The 20,129-nt window shown below is 69.4% G+C and carries 12 protein-coding genes and 3 pseudogenes; 7 read left to right on the top strand and 8 right to left on the bottom strand.

Annotated elements, in window-relative coordinates; all coding sequences use genetic code 11:
- The first annotated feature begins 54 nt into the window (after positions 1-54).
- Positions 55-1,059, top strand: a complete 1,005-nt coding sequence (locus V5F53_RS20135; protein WP_393995436.1) for an Lnb N-terminal periplasmic domain-containing protein — start codon at positions 55-57, stop codon at positions 1,057-1,059.
- A 36-nt stretch (positions 1,060-1,095) separates the two neighbouring features.
- On the opposite strand, the gene V5F53_RS20130 is transcribed toward V5F53_RS20135, so the two are convergent.
- The 3 genes from V5F53_RS20130 to V5F53_RS20120 all read right to left on the bottom strand — a co-directional run bounded on the left by V5F53_RS20130 (position 1,096) and on the right by V5F53_RS20120 (position 6,271).
- Entirely contained in the window at positions 1,096-1,602 is a 507-nt protein-coding gene (locus V5F53_RS20130; RefSeq protein WP_393995435.1) for an acetone carboxylase subunit gamma, read from the bottom strand.
- Positions 1,603-1,700: 98 nt separating this feature from the next.
- The gene (locus V5F53_RS20125) at positions 1,701-4,031 is read right to left on the bottom strand and encodes a hydantoinase B/oxoprolinase family protein (protein ID WP_393995434.1); all 2,331 of its coding nucleotides are present in this window, start codon (positions 4,029-4,031) and stop codon (positions 1,701-1,703) included.
- A gap of 86 nt (positions 4,032-4,117) precedes the next feature.
- On the bottom strand, positions 4,118-6,271 hold the full coding sequence (locus tag V5F53_RS20120) for a hydantoinase/oxoprolinase family protein (protein ID WP_393995433.1): 2,154 nt from the start codon (positions 6,269-6,271) through the stop codon (positions 4,118-4,120).
- A 452-nt stretch (positions 6,272-6,723) separates the two neighbouring features.
- On the opposite strand from V5F53_RS20120, the gene V5F53_RS20115 reads away from it, so the two are divergent.
- Both V5F53_RS20115 and V5F53_RS20110 read left to right on the top strand, forming a co-directional pair.
- Positions 6,724-8,757 (top strand): sigma-54-dependent Fis family transcriptional regulator, encoded by a 2,034-nt coding sequence (locus V5F53_RS20115; protein ID WP_393995432.1) that lies wholly within the window; start codon positions 6,724-6,726, stop codon positions 8,755-8,757.
- A 261-nt stretch (positions 8,758-9,018) separates the two neighbouring features.
- Entirely contained in the window at positions 9,019-9,579 is a 561-nt protein-coding gene (locus V5F53_RS20110; protein ID WP_393995431.1) for a glutathione peroxidase, read from the top strand.
- A gap of 76 nt (positions 9,580-9,655) precedes the next feature.
- Here the strand turns inward: V5F53_RS20110 and V5F53_RS20105 are convergent, their stop codons facing one another.
- Entirely contained in the window at positions 9,656-10,885 is a 1,230-nt protein-coding gene (locus V5F53_RS20105; RefSeq protein WP_393995430.1) for an amidase, read from the bottom strand.
- Positions 10,886-11,017: 132 nt separating this feature from the next.
- Between V5F53_RS20105 and V5F53_RS20100 the strand changes: the two genes are divergently transcribed.
- On the top strand, positions 11,018-11,716 hold the full coding sequence (locus V5F53_RS20100) for a TetR/AcrR family transcriptional regulator (RefSeq protein ID WP_393995429.1): 699 nt from the start codon (positions 11,018-11,020) through the stop codon (positions 11,714-11,716).
- A 122-nt stretch (positions 11,717-11,838) separates the two neighbouring features.
- Positions 11,839-13,461, top strand: a complete 1,623-nt coding sequence (locus tag V5F53_RS20095) for a gamma-glutamyltransferase family protein (protein ID WP_393995428.1) — start codon at positions 11,839-11,841, stop codon at positions 13,459-13,461.
- Positions 13,462-13,480: 19 nt separating this feature from the next.
- On the opposite strand, the gene V5F53_RS20090 is transcribed toward V5F53_RS20095, so the two are convergent.
- The gene (locus V5F53_RS20090; RefSeq protein WP_393995427.1) at positions 13,481-14,080 is read right to left on the bottom strand and encodes a MarR family winged helix-turn-helix transcriptional regulator; all 600 of its coding nucleotides are present in this window, start codon (positions 14,078-14,080) and stop codon (positions 13,481-13,483) included.
- A 330-nt stretch (positions 14,081-14,410) separates the two neighbouring features.
- Here V5F53_RS20090 and V5F53_RS20085 point away from each other — a divergent pair, with 330 nt between their 5' ends.
- Positions 14,411-15,973, top strand: a complete 1,563-nt coding sequence (locus V5F53_RS20085) for a helicase HerA domain-containing protein (RefSeq protein WP_393995426.1) — start codon at positions 14,411-14,413, stop codon at positions 15,971-15,973.
- Positions 15,974-16,048: 75 nt separating this feature from the next.
- On the opposite strand, the pseudogene V5F53_RS20080 reads toward V5F53_RS20085, so the two are convergent.
- The 3 pseudogenes from V5F53_RS20080 to V5F53_RS20070 form a co-directional block, all read right to left on the bottom strand.
- Positions 16,049-16,806 (bottom strand): annotated as a pseudogene (locus V5F53_RS20080) (IS5 family transposase).
- Positions 16,807-16,888: 82 nt separating this feature from the next.
- Positions 16,889-17,646: pseudogene (locus V5F53_RS20075) on the bottom strand (IS5 family transposase).
- A gap of 69 nt (positions 17,647-17,715) precedes the next feature.
- Positions 17,716-18,745, bottom strand: a pseudogene (locus V5F53_RS20070) (IS481 family transposase).
- A gap of 793 nt (positions 18,746-19,538) precedes the next feature.
- On the opposite strand from V5F53_RS20070, the gene V5F53_RS20065 reads away from it, so the two are divergent.
- Positions 19,539-20,099, top strand: a complete 561-nt coding sequence (locus V5F53_RS20065; RefSeq protein WP_393997374.1) for an Arm DNA-binding domain-containing protein — start codon at positions 19,539-19,541, stop codon at positions 20,097-20,099.
- Positions 20,100-20,129: the final 30 nt, after the last annotated feature.

Raw genomic sequence — 20,129 nt, 5'->3', positions numbered from 1 at the left:
GGCTGGCGCATCGGCAACGGTCCGGCAGCAGCGGAGGCGGACGGACGCACCGACATGGATCAAACAGACCCCGGAGCCCCACGCGCGGCGCCGGCGCGGCCCCGCCACCGCGGGCGCGCCGCACGGCTGGCGGCACGGATCGCCATCATCCTGGCCGCCCTCGCCTTCGGCGCCTGGACCGTGACCGCGCTTTGGTACCAGGCCGACGCGCCATGGCGGGTGCCGCTGATGACCCTGGCCGGCTTCGCCACCCTCGGCCTCATGGTGGCCACGCCGCGCCGGCCGGCCCGTGCCATGGCCGCGCTCGCCATCGCCGTCGTCGGGGTCGGCCTGTGGTGGAGCGCCATAGCGCCATCAAACACGCGCGACTGGGCGCCGGATGTGGCCCACGGCGTCACCGCCGACATCTCCGGCTCGCGCGTGACCCTGCACCATGTCCGCGATTTCGAATGGCGCACGCCGACCGACTTCACCCCGCGCTGGGACACCCGCGCCTTCGACCTCGACGCCCTCGAGCGGGTCGATGTCTATTCCTCGGTCTGGGCCAGCCCCGCCATCGCCCACACCCTGGTGGGCTTCGGCTTTTCCGATGGGCAATATGTGGTGTTCTCGGCCGAGATCCGCCGGCAGGCGGGCGAGACCTTCTCGGAGATCGGCGGCTTCTTCAAGCAGTTCGAGCTGGTGCTGATCGCCGCCACGCCCGACGATATCATCCGCCTGCGCACCGACGTGCGCGGCGAGCATGTCGCTCGCTATCCCCTGAAGCTCACCGGGGCGCAGATGCGCGCCGCGTTCCTGACCTTCGCCGGCAAGGGCAATGCCCTGGCGGAGCAGCCCGAATTCTACCAGACCCTCACCACCAACTGCACCACGGTGCTGTTTCATCTGGCGCGGCTGGTGGCACCAAGCATGCCGTTCGACTGGCGCATCCTGGCGTCGGGCCATCTGCCCGCCTATCTCTACGCCCATGGCCTCATCGACACCGAAAAGCCCCTGGCCGAGGTGGAATCCGACGCCGCCGTGGCACCGGGAAGCCGCCCGTGGGCGCGCGCCCGGTAGGCGCCGGCGACGGATGGTCCGCCGCCGGCGCGCGCATCAGCCCTCGGCCCGCTCCGGCACCGGCAGGCCCAGCCAGCGCGCGTAAAAGGCATCGATGTCCGGCTCGAAGTCACGGATGACCGGATACCAGGGGGTCGGCGCCTCCACGTCGTGCAGGGTGCCGCAGTCCTCGCAGAAATACTCGCGGATCACCTGCCAGGAGGGCGTGGGGGCCATCAGGCGCGGATAGATCTCCTCCATTTTCGCCGGGGTGTCCCGCACATGGATGCGGGCATGGAGCTTCCAGTTGTCGCGCCAGCCGCAGAAATCGTGGCCGCATTCGCAGCGCACCGTCCAGCGCTTCGACACCTTCTGCTGCACGATGTAGAGCTTGGGGCCGAGCGGCAGGATGATCTTGTCATCCCACGGAACACGCTCCTGCAGGATCTCCACATAGGTCTCGAACCGCTCGGGGTCCTTCGGCGTGGACAGCATCTGGTGCAGGGTATCGGGATCGATCGTGCCTTCCACGAGGTCTTCGATCTTGGCGCGGGTGTAGGCCATTTGGGTGCTCCTCCGATGAGTCTGGGTGTGTTCAAACCGGTCTGGACCGCCAAAAAAGACGGGCGGCGGCGGGGAACGGGCCGCCGCCCGGTGGAGGCTCACTCCTCCACGAGTTGCACCGTCCGCACGTCCGGCAACTCGGAAAGGTCCATGGAATAAGTGGAGCCGTAGGTGGGAATGCCGATCTCCTCCTCGGTGAGGACCCAGGTCTCGGGCAGGTTCCAGAAGTCGCGGAACTGCTGCTCGAACTTCGGCCCCAGCTTGAAGGAGGCGGCGAACATCTGCCGCACCTGGGTGGCCGCGTCCTTGGCGAGGATCTTCTCGCGCTCGCCCTTCAGCCATTCGGCGGTGGGCACCGACTTGGCGATGCGGTCCCGCCGCATCTGCGCCCGCGCCGCCTCGGTGGCCGGCAGGTCCACCCCGAACAGGCCGTCGGCGCCCGCCTTCACCACCACGCCGTAGACCTCGCCGGCGAAGCGCTCCAGGATGTAGCCGCCGTTGAGATCCTCCGCCACCTTGCCGGGCTCGCGGTCCAGCGGGTCGCCGAAGCCGGGGCCGCCGCGCATGGAGTTGAGGTACAGATCGTAGTCGGCGAACATCTCCTCGGTGGTGATGGCCTGCTTGTCGCGCTTGATCCGCGCCTTCGGCAGCATGGCGTCCCAGGTGGGGTTTTCCGGGTCGGTGTCGCCGCCGAGCGGAATCTCGGCGCCGGAGGCGATCAGCTCCTTCAGGTCGGTCTTGTGGGCGGCGAAGCGATAGCCGGAGGCCGCCGGATAGCCGCCCATCAACCCCCAGTCGGAGGAGATGTGGCCGTTGCCCATGAAGAACATGGTCCAGTCCTTGGCGTTCCAGACCATGCGCAGGCTCTCGAAGCCGCAGCCGCCGCGATACTTTCCGGAGCCGCCGGAGGAGGCCTTGATCTGCCGGCCGAGATAGATGAGCGGCTCGGCCAGTTCCCAGATCTCCATGTCGCCCATGTCGCCTTCCGGATTCCAGATGGCGGCGGCGTGGGAGAGGCCGTCCTGCACCGCGGTCGCCCCGGTGCCGTTGGCGGCGCACTCGAACGAGTTCACGGCGTGGATCTCGTCATACTGGTTGAAGCCGCCGCCCTGCAGCCAGTTGGAGGTGTTGGCGTTGCCGGCGTTCACCTCCTCCAGGTAGCCGCGGCCGAAATAGGAGCGCGACAGGCCGCGCCACAGCGCCGTCCAGGCCGACACCAGGAAGTGCCACGAATAGGAGAAGGCGACGCGGCGGTCGTCCGGGTTCATCCAGGTGCCCTTGGGCAGGCGGAACTCGGTGCCGTAGGCGGCGCCGTCGTTGATCATCTCGGAGGGGATGAGGGTCTGCGTCATCATCACCCAGATGCCCGAGGTGAAGCTCACCTGGTGGGCATTGTAGGTGTGCCAGCCCCAGCGGCTGGCGCCCTCGAAATCGAGCCGCCAGGTGCCGTCCTCGCGGATGGTCATCTCGCAGGGGGCGTGCATGATGGTGTCGAGCTTGGCGAAGTCCGACGGCACGCGCACGTCGTCATGGGCATAGGGCACGTCCACGAAGCCCACCTGGCGATAGGTGCCGGGGATGGTCATGGCCTTGATGCGGGCCTGCAGGCCCAGGCGGCCGTGCTCCACCGCCTCGTAGGCGAACTTCCAATAGGCCTCGATGCCTTCCTCGGAGATCACCTCCTCCACCAATTTCCGGATCATGTGGCAGCCGGCGATGCGGGTGCGCTCGTCCAGCATCCAGTAGCGGGTGGTGCGCACCATGCGCTGGCTCTCATGCAGCCAGTCGCGGAACAGGATGTCGTTGGCGCCGATCTTGCGGCAGGTGATGGAATAGCCGTCGCCGAAGCGCTGCACCTGCCCCGTGGACATGGAGCCCGGCCCCACCGAGCCGGTGTCGATCACGTGGGTCACGCCCCCCACCCAGCCGATCAGTTCGCCCTCCCAGAAGATGGGCACGATGGTGTGGATGTCGCAGGGGTGGACATTGCCGATGAGGGCATCGTTGTTACAGAAAATGTCCTTGTCATTGACGCCGGGGTTCGCCTCCCAATTGTTCTCGATCATGTATTTGATCGCCGCACCCATGGTTCCCACATGGATGATGATGCCGGTGGAGGTGAGGATGCTGTCGCCCGCCGCATTGTACAGGGTGAAGCACAGCTCGCCCTCCTGCTCGACAATGGGCGAGGCGGCGATCTTCTTGGCCGTTTCGCGGGCATCGACGACGCCGGCGCGCAGGCGCGAGAACAGCTTGTTGTAGAGGATGGGCTCGGCCTCGCGCAGTTCCAGGCGGGTGAGGCCGGCATAGTGGCGGGTGGCCTTAGTGGCGGCCATCAGGCGGTCGCGATGCTCTTTCAGCGTCTCGCCGCCCCGCACGATGCCACGGGCCGCACCGGCGAGGGTGCTCTGGTTCACATTGACGTTCATGGTTGAGTGTCCTCGGGTTCGTTGCCTCGAATGGGTCTTCTGCGCGGGCCACAGCCGGACGGGGCCGGCCGCGGCCCGCCGCGCCCTCACACTTCGCGCAGGTGGAACAGGCGATGGCCGTCGAGCCAGGTCTCGAAGCCGTCGGGCACCACGAAGGTGGTGGCGTCGGACTCGATGATGGCGGGGCCCATCACCCGGTTGCCGGGGCGCAGCGCCTCCATCTTGTAGAGCTGCGCATCCACCCACTTCTTCTTGCGATAGAACTTGCGGGTGCCGGTCTTGGCGCTCTCCGGCGGGGTCTCGCCTTCTTCCGGCTCCTTCGGAATCTTCGGCTTGGGGATCGGCACCGTGCCGCGCATGATGGCGCCGGTGACCGAATAGCCGAGCTCCGGCGAGCGGGCGGACGCGGCATAGACACGGCCGTAGGTGGCGTTGAAGGCGTCGGTGAGCACGTCCCAGTCGGCGGCCGAATGGGCCTCGGGAAGCGGGCTCTCGATCTCCAGATCGTTGAGCTGGCCGCGATACTGCATGCGGTAGCCGGGCTGGAGCCTCACCTGATCGGCCGCGTAGCCGTTCAGCTTGAACTCCTCCAGCACGTTGCGGGTCAGTTCCTCCCACGCCGCCTGCAGGGTCTGGGCGGCCTTCACCTTGTCGGCCTCGGGGGCGTCCGGGGGCATGTTGATGTCGAGCGACTTGTCGTAGCGATACTCGAAGTCCGCCGCCGCGCAGCCGAAGGCGGAAAAGCCCGCGGCCCAGGCCGGCACGATCACGTCCTCGAAGCCGAGGCCCTCGGTGTAACCATAGGTATGGACCGGCCCGGCGCCGCCATAGGAGAAGCACACGAAGCTCTGCGGCGAGTATCCCTTGCCGGAGATCATGGAGCGCAGGTAGTCGCGCAGGTCGCTGTCGAGCAGCTCGATGACGCCGGCGGCGGCGTCCTCCACCGACAGGCCGAGCTTGTCGGCGATCTGCACCTTGATGGCGTCCACGGAACGCTGGCGGTCGAGCTTCACCGCGCCGCCCAGGAAGTTGTCGGGGTTGAGATAGCCCAGCACCATGTGGCAGTCGGAGACGGTGACAGTCTCGATGCCGCTTTCCTTCCAGCACACGCCCACCCGGTAGCCGGCGCTGTCCGGGCCGAGCTTGATGGCGCGGGTATAGGGATCGAGGCGGATGAAGGAGCCGGCCCCCGCCCCCACCGAATCCATGGCCACCAGCGGCAGCGACAGCACCAGCCGCGCCATGTCCGGGTCGTTCTTGATGGTCATCTCGCCCTGGGTGATGAGGGCGACGTCGAACGAGGTGCCGCCAATGTCGGAACAGGCGATGTTCCTGTAGCCCAGCACCTCGCCCAGATACTTGGCGCCGATCACCCCGCCGATGGGGCCGGACACGATGGTGCGCGCCAGTTCCTTGGCCTTCCAGGAGATGGTGCCGCCATGGGTCGCCATCACCCGGAAGTCGAACCGCGTGCCGCGCTCCTTGAAGGCATTGGAGATCTTGGAAAGCGTCTGCCGCGAGGGCTCGGCGGCGTAGCCTTCGAGAATGGTGGTGTTGGTGCGGTGGGTCTCCTTGCGCACCGGATAATAATCGGCGGAGGCGAACACCGGGATCTTCTTGCCGCTCCTCTCCACCTCCTCCAGCACGATGTCGCGGACGCGGCGCTCGTTGACCGGGTTCTTGTAGGAATGCAGCAGCGAGATGACGATGCCTTCCACATCCGAGGCGATCAGCTCGCGGGCGGCCGTGCGGGCGCTGTCCTCGCGCAGCGGGATCACCTGGGTACCCATCATGTCGGTGCGCTCGACCACGCCGCGGGTGAGCTGGCGGGGCACCAATGGGGGGTCGTAGCGGTGGGTGTTGAGGTGGATGCGGTCCTCATAAGCATAGCCGAGATGGCTTTGCACCGCCCGCCCCATGCGGTGGAAATCCTCCATGCCGCGATTGACGATGAGGCCGCATTTCAGCCCCTTGCGCTGCACCACGCGGTTGAGCATGGCGGTGCCGGAATAGACGCCGGTCTGGAGCTGGGCCAGGGCGTCGTGCAGCGACATGCCCCAGTTGGCGAGGCCGTCCTCGGAGGAGGCGATGAGGCCGAGCGCCTCGTTCTGCGGCGTGGACTGGGCCTTGCCGACGACGAAATCGCCGCTCGAATCCACGAAGAAAGTGTCCGTCATGGTGCCGCCGGCATCGATGCCGAGCACCTGGACGTTGCGCAGGTTTCCGATCGGAACGTTCACGGGTCGATCCTCCCTTTAAGGCCAGCCTCGTCGGGGCCGGCTCATCGCAGGAGGGTCGCGAAAGCCGTGCCAGCCCTGCCGCGAATAATCACAACGCCGCTTTTCAAGGACTTGAGCGAGAACGTCAGCACGCTTACCCTTTCAACAGTGTCCGAACCTCGGACACCTGCCGTCCGAACACCGCGCATCGGACAGGAACAACTGGCAAACGCCTTTCACTGGACTTGAATTCACATCCGCGATGCGCCTATGGTTCGACCAAAGTCGATCGGCGCCGCGGACGTTCATCTTGCGGCGCGCAGAATTGGCGCATGGGGAAGAAACCGCCATCCGGCGGACGGTGACGGCCTTCGGGATCGACATCCGCGGGGCGCCACCGCGCGCAGATGGCCAACGGCCACAGGGCGACGCGCCTCGGGACAGCCGCGCCGCCGGCCGGGAGGGCAATGCCGGTGACATTCAGCAACACGGCGGCGACAGGCGAAACGGCGACGAGCGGCGGCAGGGGGGCGAGTGGGGCCGCCCGGGCGGGCGGCGCGGGGCACCCCTGCGACATCCGGCGGGCCTGGGAAGCCTTCCATCAGGAGGGCACCACATCGCCGGCGGTGCGACCGGCGGTCATCGCCTCCTGGCAGCGCTCGCGCGCCCACGCCATCGCCGCCTCGTGCGCCGGGGCGCCGGTGGTGAGCGAGGCCGAGCTGCATCGCCGTCGCCAGCAGAACCTGCGCCTGGTCCACGCCGCCCGCCCGGCCATGGAGGAGGCGCGGGCCCTGCTCGCCGATGCGCATTCCATGCTGGTGCTGGCCGACCCCGCCGGCACCATATTGGAGACCGAGGGCGATCTGCGCGCCGTGGACACCGGCCACGAGGTGAGGCTGCAGCGCGGCGGCGTGTGGCGGGAGGCGGAGATCGGCACCAATGCCATCGGCACCGCCCTCGCCGCCGGCCGTCCGGTGCAGATCCACGCCGACGAGCATTTCTGCGCCGCCGTGCAGCGCTGGACTTGCGCCGCCGCCCCGGTGCGCCACCCCACGGAACACACGGTGCTGGGCGCGGTGGACATCTCCGGTTCCACCGACACCTTCAACCCGCAGAACCTGGCCCATGCGGTGGCCCTCGCCCACCAGATCGAGGCGGTGCTCAGCCGGCGCATCGCCCGCGAGCACGACCTGGTGCTGCGTCATTTCCTCAACAAGCGGTCGCTATGGCTCAGCGAGGAAATCATCGCCTTCAGCCGCGCCGGGGCGCTCATCTTCTCCACCGACCTCGCCCTGAAGGAGCTGGCGCGCCGCAACGATGCGGCGCTGATCGGCGACCGCCTGGTGCCGGTGCGCGAGAGCGCGCCGGCCGACTGGGCCCGCCGCGTGGGCGAGCTGCTGCCCGGCGCCAGCCTGGAAATCGTGCGCGCCGACGGGGAGGAGATCGGCGGCGTGGTGGTGCTGCACGCCCCGCGCCGCTCGCGCGCCGGCGTCCGGGACGCGCCTCGCCCCGCGCCGGCCCCGCCCCACGCCGGCTTTGAGGACATCATCGGCGAGAGCCCGGCCCTGGTCGCGGCGCGGGAGACGGCGCGACGCATGGCGGACAGCGGCATGCCGGTGCTGCTGGAAGGCGAGACCGGGGTGGGCAAGGAGGTGTTCGCCCGCGCCATCCATGGCGCCCGCGCGCCGGCCGGCCCGTTCGTGCCGGTGAACTGCGGCGGGCTGCCGCGCGATCTCATCGCCAGCGAGCTGTTCGGCTACGAAAAAGGCGCCTTCACCGGCGCCGACGCCGGCGGGCGGCCGGGCAAGGTGGAAGCGGCGGACGGCGGCCTGCTCTGCCTCGACGAGATGGGCGAGATGCCGCTGGAGCTGCAGTCCTACCTGCTGCGGGTGCTGGAGGATGGCATCGTCTATCGCGTCGGTGGCCACACCGGGCGCCGGGTGAGCCTGCGGCTGGTCTCCATGACCAATCGCGACCTGTCGGCGGAGGTGGCTGCCGGGCGCTTCCGGCGCGATCTCTACTACCGCATCGCCGCCCTGCGCCTCGCCATTCCGCCGCTGCGGGAGCGGGGCGACGACGTGTTGCTGCTGCTCGACCACCACGCCCGCCGCGCCGCCGCCGCCGCGGACCGCCCGGCGCCGCGCTTCACCGCCGCCGCCCTAGCCGCGCTGCGCGCCCATTCCTGGCCGGGCAATGTGCGCGAGCTGCGCAACGTGGCCGACATGCTGGTGGCCATGACCGATCCCGCCCGGCCCATCGACGCGGACGACCTGCCCGCCGAGGTGCGCGGCGCGGCGGTGGCCGCCGAGGTGCGCGCCGCCGCCGTGGCCGCTGGCCCCCCGGCGGATGAGGCGACCGACCTCAAGTCGCTGGAGCGCTCGGCCATCCTCGCGGCGGTGGAGGCTGCCGGCGGCAATCTCTCCAAGGCGGCCAAGACCCTCCGCATCGCCCGCTCCACCCTCTACCTGCGCCTCGCCGCCTGGGAGCGCGAGCCCCGCCGGCCCTGACGGCGCCGACCTGTCCCACGGCGCCGACCTGCCCCACGGCGAACGGCCTGCCCGCCCGGCGGAGGTTTTCCCCGGCGGCCCCCGCCCACGCCGCCCGGAAATGCTCTAATACCAAAGGCCCATGAGCGTGACTCATGGGCCTTTGCTCAAGCCCGCGCGGCGCTTGAGCGGACCCACCTGAGCTGACCCCTTGGCACCGGTCGAAGACCGGGGCCGATGGTATAAGCTGCCTGCGCCCCGAAACCGGATCGAGATCTTCCCATGCCGCAGCCCCAGACCGCCCCCGCCCTCGCCGACATCCCCCTGAAGCGCATCGATGGCACGCCGGCCACCCTCGGCGATTTTCATGGCAAGGCGCTGCTGGTGGTGAATGTCGCCTCCAAGTGCGGCCTGACCCCGCAATATGCCGCGCTCCAGGCGCTCTACGAGGCGCGCAAGGACGACGGGCTGGAAATCCTCGGCTTTCCCGCCAACGATTTCGGCGCCCAGGAGCCGGGCACGGAAGCGGAAATCTCCGCCTTCTGCAGCACCACTTACGGCGTCAGCTTCCCGCTGTTCGAGAAGATCTCGGTGCTCGGCGCCACCCGCCATCCGCTCTATGACGCCCTCGTCGCCGCCAGGCCGCTGGCGGAAGGCACCGCCGCCATGCGCGAGCGGCTCGCCAAGTACGGCCGAACCCAGGCAGACGACAGCGACGTGCTGTGGAACTTCGAGAAGTTCGTTCTGGACCGCGCCGGCCACGTCATCGCCCGCTTCTCGCCCGACGTGACGCCGGACGATCCGCGCCTGACGGCGGCGCTCGACACGGCGCTGGCAAGCTGAAACCAGCGCGGCGCCCCCGGGCTTTCGGGGCGCCGCGCCGGCTGGCCCCGGGGCCCGCGCGAACCGCGTGCCGGCCTCAGGCCGGGCCGGCGCAGAGGTCCGCCGCCAGGGTCACCAACTCCAGGTCGGCGCCCCGCCGTCCCAGCAGCGACAGGCCGATGGGCGCGCCATCCACCTGCGCCAGCGGCAGCGATGCCTGCGGCAGGCCGGCGAGCCCGGCGGCGCACAACAGGTTCATGGCGAGGTGGCGATAGGTCACCTCGGTGTCGGCCGTCCCCCCGCCCCGGAGCGGGGCGATGCGCGGCGTGGACGGCAGCAGCAGCACGGTGCCCGGCGGCAACAACGCCGCGGTGCGCTCCCGCACCGCCTGGCGCACCGGGCGCGCCGCCTCCACCGCCGCCGGATCGAGCTCCGCCGCCGCCGCGAACCGATCGCGCACGCCGGGGCCGAAGACCGGCCGCTCCGCCTCGACCCAGGCGCCGACGCTGCGCCAGATCTCCGCCGCCTGCAGCACCCGGAACGCCGCCGACCAGGCCGCCAGCCCGTCCTGTGCCAGCACCACCGGTTCGGCCGGACCGACCCGTGCCTCCACGCGGGCGACCGCCGGCGCCAGCGCGGCGCGCACGTCGTCCGCCAGCAGGGCGAACGCATCGGTGGCGATCAGCAGCCGGCGCGGCGGCACCACCGGCCCGCTGTCCGCCAGCAGCACCCGCGCCACGGCGGCGAACACCGCCGGGTCGCGGGCGAACCAGCCGACGCAGTCGAAGCTGGGCGCGAATGGCGCAAGGCCATCCGCCGGCACCGCGCCATGGGTGGGCCGCAGGCCGAGAAGGCCGCAATAGCTCGCCGGCACCCGCACCGAGCCGCCGCAATCGGAGCCCAGGGCGAAATCCACCAGCCCGGCCGCCACCGCCGCCGCCGAGCCGCTGGAGGAGCCGCCCGGCACCCGCTCCGGCGCGGCGCTGTTGAGGGGGGTGCCGTAATGGACGTTCTCGCCGGTGAGCGAATAGGCGAGCTCGTCCGAAATGGTCTTGCCCACCAGGTCGGCACCGGCGCCGAGGGCGCGCGCCACCGCCGCCGCATGGGCGAGCGCCGGGGCGTGGGTGCGGGCCCAGGCGGGATGGCCGTTGCCGGTGACGACCCCGGCCACGTCCAGCACATCCTTGACCGCGAAGGTGAGCCCCGCGAGTGGCCCCTCGCCGGCCCCCTTCACCACCGCGCGCGGGCCGGGGACGAAGGCGCCGGCGAGGTCGGCCGACGCGGCAGAATCGAGGGACGCGCGGGCGGAACGTACGGCACCGGACATGGCGACCACCTGAGGCGAGAACGGAGGGGACGGGCCATCGGCGACGCGGCGCGCCGACCCCGGGTGACATGTAAGTAAATTTTTGCATATATGTCGAGAGCCCCGGCGCCCGGCCGGGGCCGGAGAGCACCCGTGCCGACCACCTCCCCCGACGCACCCCCCCCGCCGGTGCGCAAGCGCGACGCGGCGGCGACCCGTGCCCGCATCCTGGCGGCGGCCGGCGCGGCCTTCGCGCGGGACGGCCTCGCCGGGGCACGGGTGGAGCGCATCGCCGCCGCGGCGGCCACCAACGTGCAGATGATCTATCGCTATTTCGGCGACAAGGAGGGCCTTTATCGCGCCGTGCTGGAGGCCACCTACGCCCATCTGCGCACCCTGGAGCGGGGCCTGGATCTGGCGGCGCTGCCGCCGCTGGAGGGGGTTCGCCGCCTGGTGGAATTCACCTTCGATTACCTGCGCGACACGCCGGACTTCGTCGCCATCATCCGCAACGAGAACATGGCCGGCGCCACCTTCGCCCGGCAGGTGCCGCGCCTGCGCGAAACGGCGCTGCCGCTGCTGGCGGCCATCGACGACCTGGTAACCCGCGGCGTGGCGGCCGGCGCCTTCAGCATCCGCCCGGCGGCGGCCGACCTCTACATCACCATCCTGTCGCTCGCCATCACCCATGTGGCGCAGCGCGACACCCTCTCCGCCTTGCTGGGCTTCGACCTCGCCGATCCTGGCTGGCTCGCCCGCCGCCGCGCCGACGTGGTGGACGTGGTGCTGGGCTATCTCACCGCGCCACGCCCCCGCCGGCCGCACCCGCAGGCCGCAGCGGCCGACCCCTGACCGGCACGCGCCCCTGAACCGCCGCGACAAGGCGCGCCCCCCGGCCTCGCCGCGGACGATCACGGGACGGGAGGGCGCCCCCTCAACGTCCTTCGTCCTTCAATCCGCCCGCTGGAGCCGCCATGACGCACTTCGACTGGACCGCCGGCTATGCCTCCCGCCGCCTGCCGGTGTTCGGCAACAATGTGGTGTCCACCTCCCACCCGCTCGCCGCTCAGGCCGGCCTCAGGATGCTGTGGGCCGGGGGCAATGCGGTGGACGCCGCCGTGGCCTGCGCCGCCGCCATGACGGTGCTGGAGCCGTGCAACAACGGCCTGGGCTCCGACGCCTTCTGCATCCTGTGGGACGGCAGCCGGCTGCATGGCCTCAACGCCTCCGGCCGGGCGCCGGCCGGATGGAGCCTCGACTATTTCCGGGCCCGCGCCGGCGGCGACGCCAAGCGCCCGCCCCAGCGCGGCTGGGACGCGGTGACCGTGCCCGGCGCCGTGGGCGGCTGGGTGGCGCTCTCGGAGCGGTTCGGCCGCCTGCCGTTCGCCGACCTGTTGCAGCCGGCCATGGAGATTGCCCAACGGGGCTATCTGGTGCCCCTGGTGGATGCCGCCAAATGGGAGATGGCCGCCGCCCTGCCCGAGCTGACCCGCCAGCCCGGTTTTGCCGAAACCTTCCTGCCGAGGGGCCGGGCGCCGCGCCCCGGCGAACGGTTCCAGATGCCCGGCGCCGCCCGTGCGCTCGCCGCCATCGGCGCCACCCGGGGCGAGGCCTTCTATCGCGGGGAGATCGCCGCGGCGGTGGCGCGCCAGGCCGCCGCCGCCGGGGCCGCCCTCACCGCCGCCGACATGGCGGCCTACGCGCCGGAATGGGTGACGCCGCTGGCCCAGCCCTATCGCGGCCACACCCTGCACGAGATCCCGCCCAACGGCCAGGGCATCGCCGCGCTGATGGCGCTCGGCATGCTCTCCCACTTCGAGCTGGCCGCCCTCGACCCGGACGGGCCGGAGGCCCACCACCTGATGATCGAGGCCATCAAGCTCGCCTTCGCCGACGTGTATCACCATGTCGCCGACCCCGCGCACATGCGCGCCAGCCCCGAAGCCCTGCTCGACCCCGCCTATCTCAGGCGCCGCGCCGGCCTGATCGACCCCGCCCGCGCCCAGCCCTTCGCCCCGGGAAACCCGGTGCAGGGTGGCACCATCTATCTCACCACGGCCGATGCCTCCGGCCTGATGGTCAGTTTCATCCAAAGCAATTTCAACGGGTTCGGATCGGGCGTGGTGCTGCCGGAATGGGGCCTGTCGCTGCAGAACCGGGGCCATGGCTTCGTGCTCGACCCGGCCAGCCCCAATGCCGTGGCGCCGGGCAAGCGCCCCTTCCACACCATCATTCCCGGCTTTCTCACCAAGGACGGCGCGCCGGTGATGAGCTTCGGCGTGATGGGCGCCAACATGCAGCCCCAGGGCCATGTGCAGACCCTGGCCCGCATGCTGGACTTCGGCCAACACCCGCAGGCCGCCTGCGACGCACCGCGCTGGCGCTTCAACGCCGGGCTCGAGCTGGACATCGAGGCGAGCATGCCGGAGGCCACCCGGGCCGGCCTTGCCGCGCGCGGCCACCGGCTGCGCGTGGAAGCCAACCCCTATCACGATTTCGGCGCCGGCCAGTTCATCTGGCGCATGGGCGATCCGGCGCAGGAGGGCTACGTGGCGGCAAGCGACCCCCGCCGCGACGGCCAGGCGGTGGCGTTCTGAAGCCCGGCCACCGGCGGCCTCAGGCGAGGTCGAAGCTGGACTGGCGGGCGGCGTAGGCGGCGACGATCTTCTTCATGGCGGCGATGAGCTGCGCGCGCTCCTGCGCGCTCAGCATCGCCACGGTGGCGGCATGGGCCTGGCGCGCGCCCGCCTCCATGTCGGCCAGCATGGCGCGGCCGGCATCGGTGAGGGAGCAGCTCTGCGAGCGGCGGTCGGTGGGCGAGGTGCCGCGCCGCACCAGCCCCCGCGCCTCCAGGCGCTTCAACGCCCCGGTGGTGGTGGTGCGATCCAGGGCGACGAGGCGCGACAAGGTGGTCTGGTCCGCCGCCTCGCGGTCGGCCAGCGCCGACAGCAGGGAATATTGCACCGGCGTCACGCCAAACGGCGCGCACAGCTCGGCGAACAGGCTCACGTGGATCTGGTGCACCCGCCGGGCGAGAAAGCCCGGCCGCTCGAACAGGGGCCACACCGGCTCGGGCGGCGCCTGGACGGACGCAGCCTCAACGGAGGCAGCCTCGACCGGCGCGATGTCGGCCGACGCGACGTGGGTGGGCGCGCTCGGCGCGGGCGGGTCCTGCGAGGCCCCGGCGCGCCCCTTCGCCTTTCTGGACTGTGCCATGTCATTCGCTCCCGGCCGCCGCGCCGCATCGGCCACGGGGCGCTCCCGGCGGCGCTTATATCGCTTTATGCGGGAAAAGGTCCGGCAAAGTCCGGCGCCGGGCGCCCGGCCGGTCCCCGCCCGTCATCGTCGTGACCGCGCGACCGGGAGGCGGGGACAGCCCCGCCCGCGCGCAGGCAATCACAGGTTTTAAACCCGCGCACCACACGGCGGGGGCGCTTCGGAAACGGTATCAAAATAGGCATTGCGCTGCGTGGTTGAACCGTGGACCCGAATCGATATGAGTCCCGCCATGATGTTCTGCCCCTTCACGACCCGGCTGGCGCGGCAATGACGGCGCCGGCCAAGGTATCCATCGACCTCGGCACCCGCTCCGGCGGAGGCACAGCCGTGCTGGACCTCGAGGAATTGCTGGCCACCCGCCTGCTGGTGCAAGGCAATTCCGGCTCCGGTAAGTCCCACCTGCTGCGCCGCCTGCTGGAGCAGAGCGCGCCGTGGGTGCAACAGGCGGTGATCGATCCGGAGGGTGATTTCGTCACCCTGGCGGAGCGTTTCGGCCATGTGGTGGTGGACGCCCAGCGCGGCGAGGCGGACCTGCAGCGCATCGCCGCCCGGGTGCGCCAGCACCGGGTGTCGGTGGTGCTCAATCTGGAGGGGCTCGACGCCGAGCAGCAGATGCGCGCCGCCGCCGCCTTCCTCGGCGGCCTGTTCGATGCCGATCGCGACGTCTGGTATCCGGTTCTGGTGGTGGTGGACGAAGCACAGCTGTTCGCCCCCATGGCTGCCGGCGAGGTCTCCGACGAGGCGCGTAAGGTGTCGCTGGGCGCCATGACCAACCTCATGTGCCGCGGCCGCAAGCGCGGTCTGGCCGGCGTCATCGCCACCCAGCGCCTGGCCAAGCTCGCCAAGAACGTGGCAGCGGAAGCCTCCAACTTCCTCATGGGCCGCACCTTCCTCGACATCGACATGGCCCGCGCCGCCGACCTGCTCGGCATGGACCGGCGCCAGGCGGAAATGTTCCGCGACCTTGAGAGCGGCAATTTCGTCGCCCTCGGGCCGGCCCTGTCGCGCCGCCCGCTGCCGGTGCGCATCGGCGCGGTGGAAACGCAGGCGCGCTCCACCAGCCCCAAGCTGCTGCCGCTGCCCGAGCCCGCCGCCGCCGCGGACGCCCACGACCTGATCTTCACCCCCGGCGCCGAGGAAACCCGTCTGGTGGTGCCGCGCCGGGCACCCGTGGTTGCGCCCACCGCCGACGTTCTGGCCCAGCTCGCCCGCACCGTGCCGCCGGCGCTGCCCACCATCGCCGAGCCGCCGGGCCATGTTCCGGCGCCGGCCGCGCCCGTGCCCAGCCTCTCGCCCGAGCAGCGGCAGGCCGCCATCGACGCCGCCCTGCGGGAAATCCTGGCCGACAGCGATGCCGGCTTCCGCACCATCGCCGTGCTCTACCAGGATTTCCTGGTGCGCTGCCGCATCCGCCGGGTGGGGGGCGACACGCTCAGCCTCTCGGCGTTCCGGCGCCGGCTGGCGGTGGCCCATGCCGGCATCGACATCGCCGAGGCGGAAACCGAGGATTCGCCCTGGGCCGAAGTGCTCACCATGGCCAGCGCGCTGCCCGAGGACATGCAGGGCGTGTTCCTCTCCCTGGCCCGCGCCGCCTTCGACCACCGCCCCTGCCCCTCCGACGCCGAGGTGGCCCGCGCCTATGGCAGCCGCTCGCCCGGCCGGGCACGGCGCCTGCTGGCCTACATGGAGGAGCGGCAGGTGATCGTCTGCCGGCTGGACGGCAAGGGCCGGCGCATCGTCGCCATCCCGGGCCTGGCCTGGGAAACCGAGCCGGGCGACCCCAACGCCGCCGCCCCGGTCGCGGAGCCCGAGCCCACCGTCGCCGGCTGAGCGGCCACCGCCCCGTTCTCCTCCGGACACGGCCGAGGCCGCCGCCCAAACCCGTCGACGCCCTAGGCAGCGGACTCATAACGCATTGATCCAGATTCGGACGGCAGCGAGCTTGAGGGCCGCGAGGAAGTTGTCCGGACGGCGATCGTAGCGCGTGGCGAGGCCGCGCATCTGCTTGATGCGGTTGAAGAAGCGCTCGATTTGGTTTCTCTGGCGGTAGAGCCAAGGGCTGAAGGCGAAGGTTCGCTTTCGGATGACACGTGGCGGCACATTGGCAAAGGCGCCGCGTTCCGCCGCTTCAGTGCGGATGGCGTCCGTGTCATAGGCCTTGTCGGCGAGGAGGATGCCGCCGGGTGCGAGCCGGGCCAGGAGTTCGCGCCCCGCCGGTGCGTCGCCGGCCTGCCCTGCGGTGAGCAGGAGGTGAATCGGACGGCCCTCCGCATCGACCAAGGCGTGGATTTTCGTAGTCAGTCCACCCCGGGAGCGTCCCATGCAACGATCGTCATCGCCCCCTTTTTGATCGCGGCGCCGTGCTGGTGAACGCGAACGCAGGAGCTGTCGATCATGACGATGTCCCCGTCATAGGCGGCCGAGACCGCTTCCAGCAACTTGTCCCAGACCCCCGCGGCCCGCCAGCGCACGAAACGGTTGTAGAGGGTTGTACGTGGTCCATAGCGCTCCGGCACATCCCGCCACGGCGCACCGGTCCGAAAGCGCCAGAGGATGCCGTTGATCACTCGGCGGTCATCCACCCGCGCCACGCCGCGCACATTGTTCGGCAGCAGCGGCGAGATGATCGCCCATTCCTCGTCGGTCAGCTCGTGGCGGCGCATCTGTCAGGCTCCCAGTTCGGGAGCTTGAATCACGATACGCTCAGACGCGCAAATTTATGGGGCCACGCCCTAGGCAGCGGACTCATAACGCATTGATCCAGATTCGGACGGCAGCGAGCTTGAGGGCCGCGAGGAAGTTGTCCGGACGGCGATCGTAGCGCGTGGCGAGGCCGCGCATCTGCTTGATGCGGTTGAAGAAGCGCTCGATTTGGTTTCTCTGGCGGTAGAGCCAAGGGCTGAAGGCGAAGGTTCGCTTTCGGATGACACGTGGCGGCACATTGGCAAAGGCGCCGCGTTCCGCCGCTTCAGTGCGGATGGCGTCCGTGTCATAGGCCTTGTCGGCGAGGAGGATGCCGCCGGGTGCGAGCCGGGCCAGGAGTTCGCGCCCCGCCGGTGCGTCGCCGGCCTGCCCTGCGGTGAGCAGGAGGTGAATCGGACGGCCCTCCGCATCGACCAAGGCGTGGATTTTCGTAGTCAGTCCACCCCGGGAGCGTCCCATGCAACGATCGTCATCGCCCCCTTTTTGATCGCGGCGCCGTGCTGGTGAACGCGAACGCAGGAGCTGTCGATCATGACGATGTCCCCGTCATAGGCGGCCGAGACCGCTTCCAGCAACTTGTCCCAGACCCCCGCGGCCCGCCAGCGCACGAAACGGTTGTAGAGGGTTGTACGTGGTCCATAGCGCTCCGGCACATCCCGCCACGGCGCACCGGTCCGAAAGCGCCAGAGGATGCCGTTGATCACTCGGCGGTCATCCACCCGCGCCACGCCGCGCACCTTGTTCGGCAGCAGCGGCGAGATGATCGCCCATTCCTCGTCGGTCAGCTCGTGGCGGCGCATCTGTCAGGCTCCCAGTTCGGGAGCTTGAATCACGATACGCTCAGACGCGCAAATTTATGGGGCCACGCCCTAGGTGTTTAGTCCCGGCATTTGGTGGATGGGGTTGAGCGTGAATCGTTCTGGCTCTGGGGTCCATCGTTTGCAGATGAATTCGTAGGGCGTGAGGCCTTTCAGGGTCTTGAGACGACGGGCAAAGTTGTAGGCGGCGACGAAGCTTTCGAGGTGGGCTCGAAGCTGGTCGTGGTCGGCATAGTGGACGCGTTTGACGGTCGCCTCCTTGATCGTGCGGGACAGAAGCTCGACCTGCCCGTTGGTCCAGGGATGCCTGGGCTTCGTCAGCCGGTGTTCGATCCCGTGGGCCTGGCAGGCGCGATCAAAGGGATGTCCGCGCCACATGGCGGTCGGACCGGAACGGTTCTTCGGCAGGTCGGCGAACTGGATGCCGGTGTCGGTCAGAACCCTCTCGATCCTGTAAGGAATGACGGCCACCAGCGCATCAAGGAAAGCGCGTGCCGTTGCCGGGATGGCCTTGTCGACCAGTTGGGCAATGGCGAACGTCATGCGGTCGATGCCGACATACAGATGCAATTGACCTTCCGCCGTCTGCACCTCGGCGATGTCGATGTGGAAGAAGCCGATCGGGTAGGCCTTGAACGTCTTTTTCGCCGGCTTGTCGCCTTCGACATCGGGCAGGCGGGAGATGCCGTGGCGCTGAAGGCAACGGTGAAGCGACGAGCGGGTCAGGTGGGGGATCGTCGCCTGAAGGGCATAGAGGCCGTCGTCGAGCGGCAACAGGGTATGCCTGCGGAAGGCGACGATGATCGCCTCTTCCTCCGGTGCCAGAACGCTGGACCTCGGCGCCTTTGGTCAAGCCCGCGCGGCGCGTGAACGGACCCACTTGGCACCGGTCGAAGACCGGGGCGATGGTATTAGGTCCGCTTGGCAGGTTGGCGACCGAGGTCCGCTTCTTCCATTTTGCGACTGTTTTCGGGTTGATCCCATAGCGCTTGGCCAGAGCTCTCAGGCTCTCTTGACTATGCTGTATCGCTCGCCGGACCGCCTCTGTCGTCGTGGCGCATTCTTGCAGAACCTGGCCCATAGCGCATCCTTCCAGTCCTGCGAAAAGACTGCACCATCAAAGCCCGCGATCAAACACCTGCGTGGTCACCAGAATCACGACGAAAACTGCTCCCGACGTCTCACATGACCTGGGCCTATGCCCTCTTGTGATGGACCTGCTGACCCGCATCCTGGTCAGGCAGCGCATCGGCCCCTCATCGTCGACGAAACAGCGGGCCGATCCTACGCCCGACATACCTGTGCGCGCGAATGGCGTCCCATCACCCGCGCGACAGGCCTTCCCGATGGGGTTTGGAATATGGATGCACGCGCCGGAGGCATTCCCGAGGCGGACGATGCCGGAGCTGAACTTGATGATATCCGTTCCGTCGCAGGACCCTCGCACATGTCGACGACGGTGCGGCATATACGCCGTACGGTCGGCGGATCAAGCAAGGTCGCCCGCTTCCGTCAAGCCCACCGCACCGAACAAACCAGCGACAGCCACCCGACCCAACCGAGGAACGCAAGGCGCACCCAGCTCGATGGCAGACCGACTCGCTCTTGTCATAACTCGCGAAACTGGAGCGGGCGAAGGGATTCGAACCCTCGACCCCAACCTTGGCAGGGTGCCCGAGAGACCTGCGACACTCTTCTCTGACGTGCGCTGCTATTAGATATACTGATATTTATCAATGTATTAATTACTTAATGCATGCGCACGGCTCGCTGCATCTGCGCTGTGAAGCGAGCTCAAGTGCTTCCATTTTGCTTCCCTGCGACCTAACGATGATGGAAATGGAAGCAAATATCCATCAAGGCATTGGACTCGCATGGAAAAGGTCAGCAAGCGCACGGTCGACGCTCTGAAACCTTCGAAGGTTGGAGTCAAGGTTTCCGAGAACTTCCTCTGGGATGGCGAGCTGCGGGGCTTCGGTGTCCGGGTCAGTCCGGCTGGCCTCAAGAGCCTCATCGTGCAGTACCGGACCGCGGAAGGGCGCCACCGCCGGACCGTGATCGGCCGCTACGGTGTCATGACCGCGGAGCAGGCCCGGGCGGCCGCCCGGGACATCCTGAGCGCTGTCGCGAAAGGGACCGATCCGGCTGCGGTGTCTCCGGCGGATCCCAACGCGATCAGCGTCGCGGCGCTGTGCGACTGGTACCTGGCCGAGGCGGAGGCCGGGCGCATCCTCGGCCGGCGCCGGCGACCGATCACGGCATCGACCCTGGCCATGGACCGCAGCCGCATCGAGGCGCACATCAAGCCTCTGCTCGGCAAGCACGCCGTCAGCTCCCTCAAGCTCGGCGATATCGAGGGCGCTCAGGCCGATATCGCGACCTGCAAGACCTCGAAGGCGCGCGTCGGCAGCCGTGGCGGCGCGACCACCTGCTGAGCCGTGCCGAGATCGAGAAGCTCGGCACGG

The organism is Xanthobacter cornucopiae (genome assembly GCF_043195065.2).
Classification (GTDB): Bacteria; Pseudomonadota; Alphaproteobacteria; order Rhizobiales; family Xanthobacteraceae; genus Xanthobacter.
This window is presented reverse-complemented; position numbering and strand designations above follow the sequence as displayed.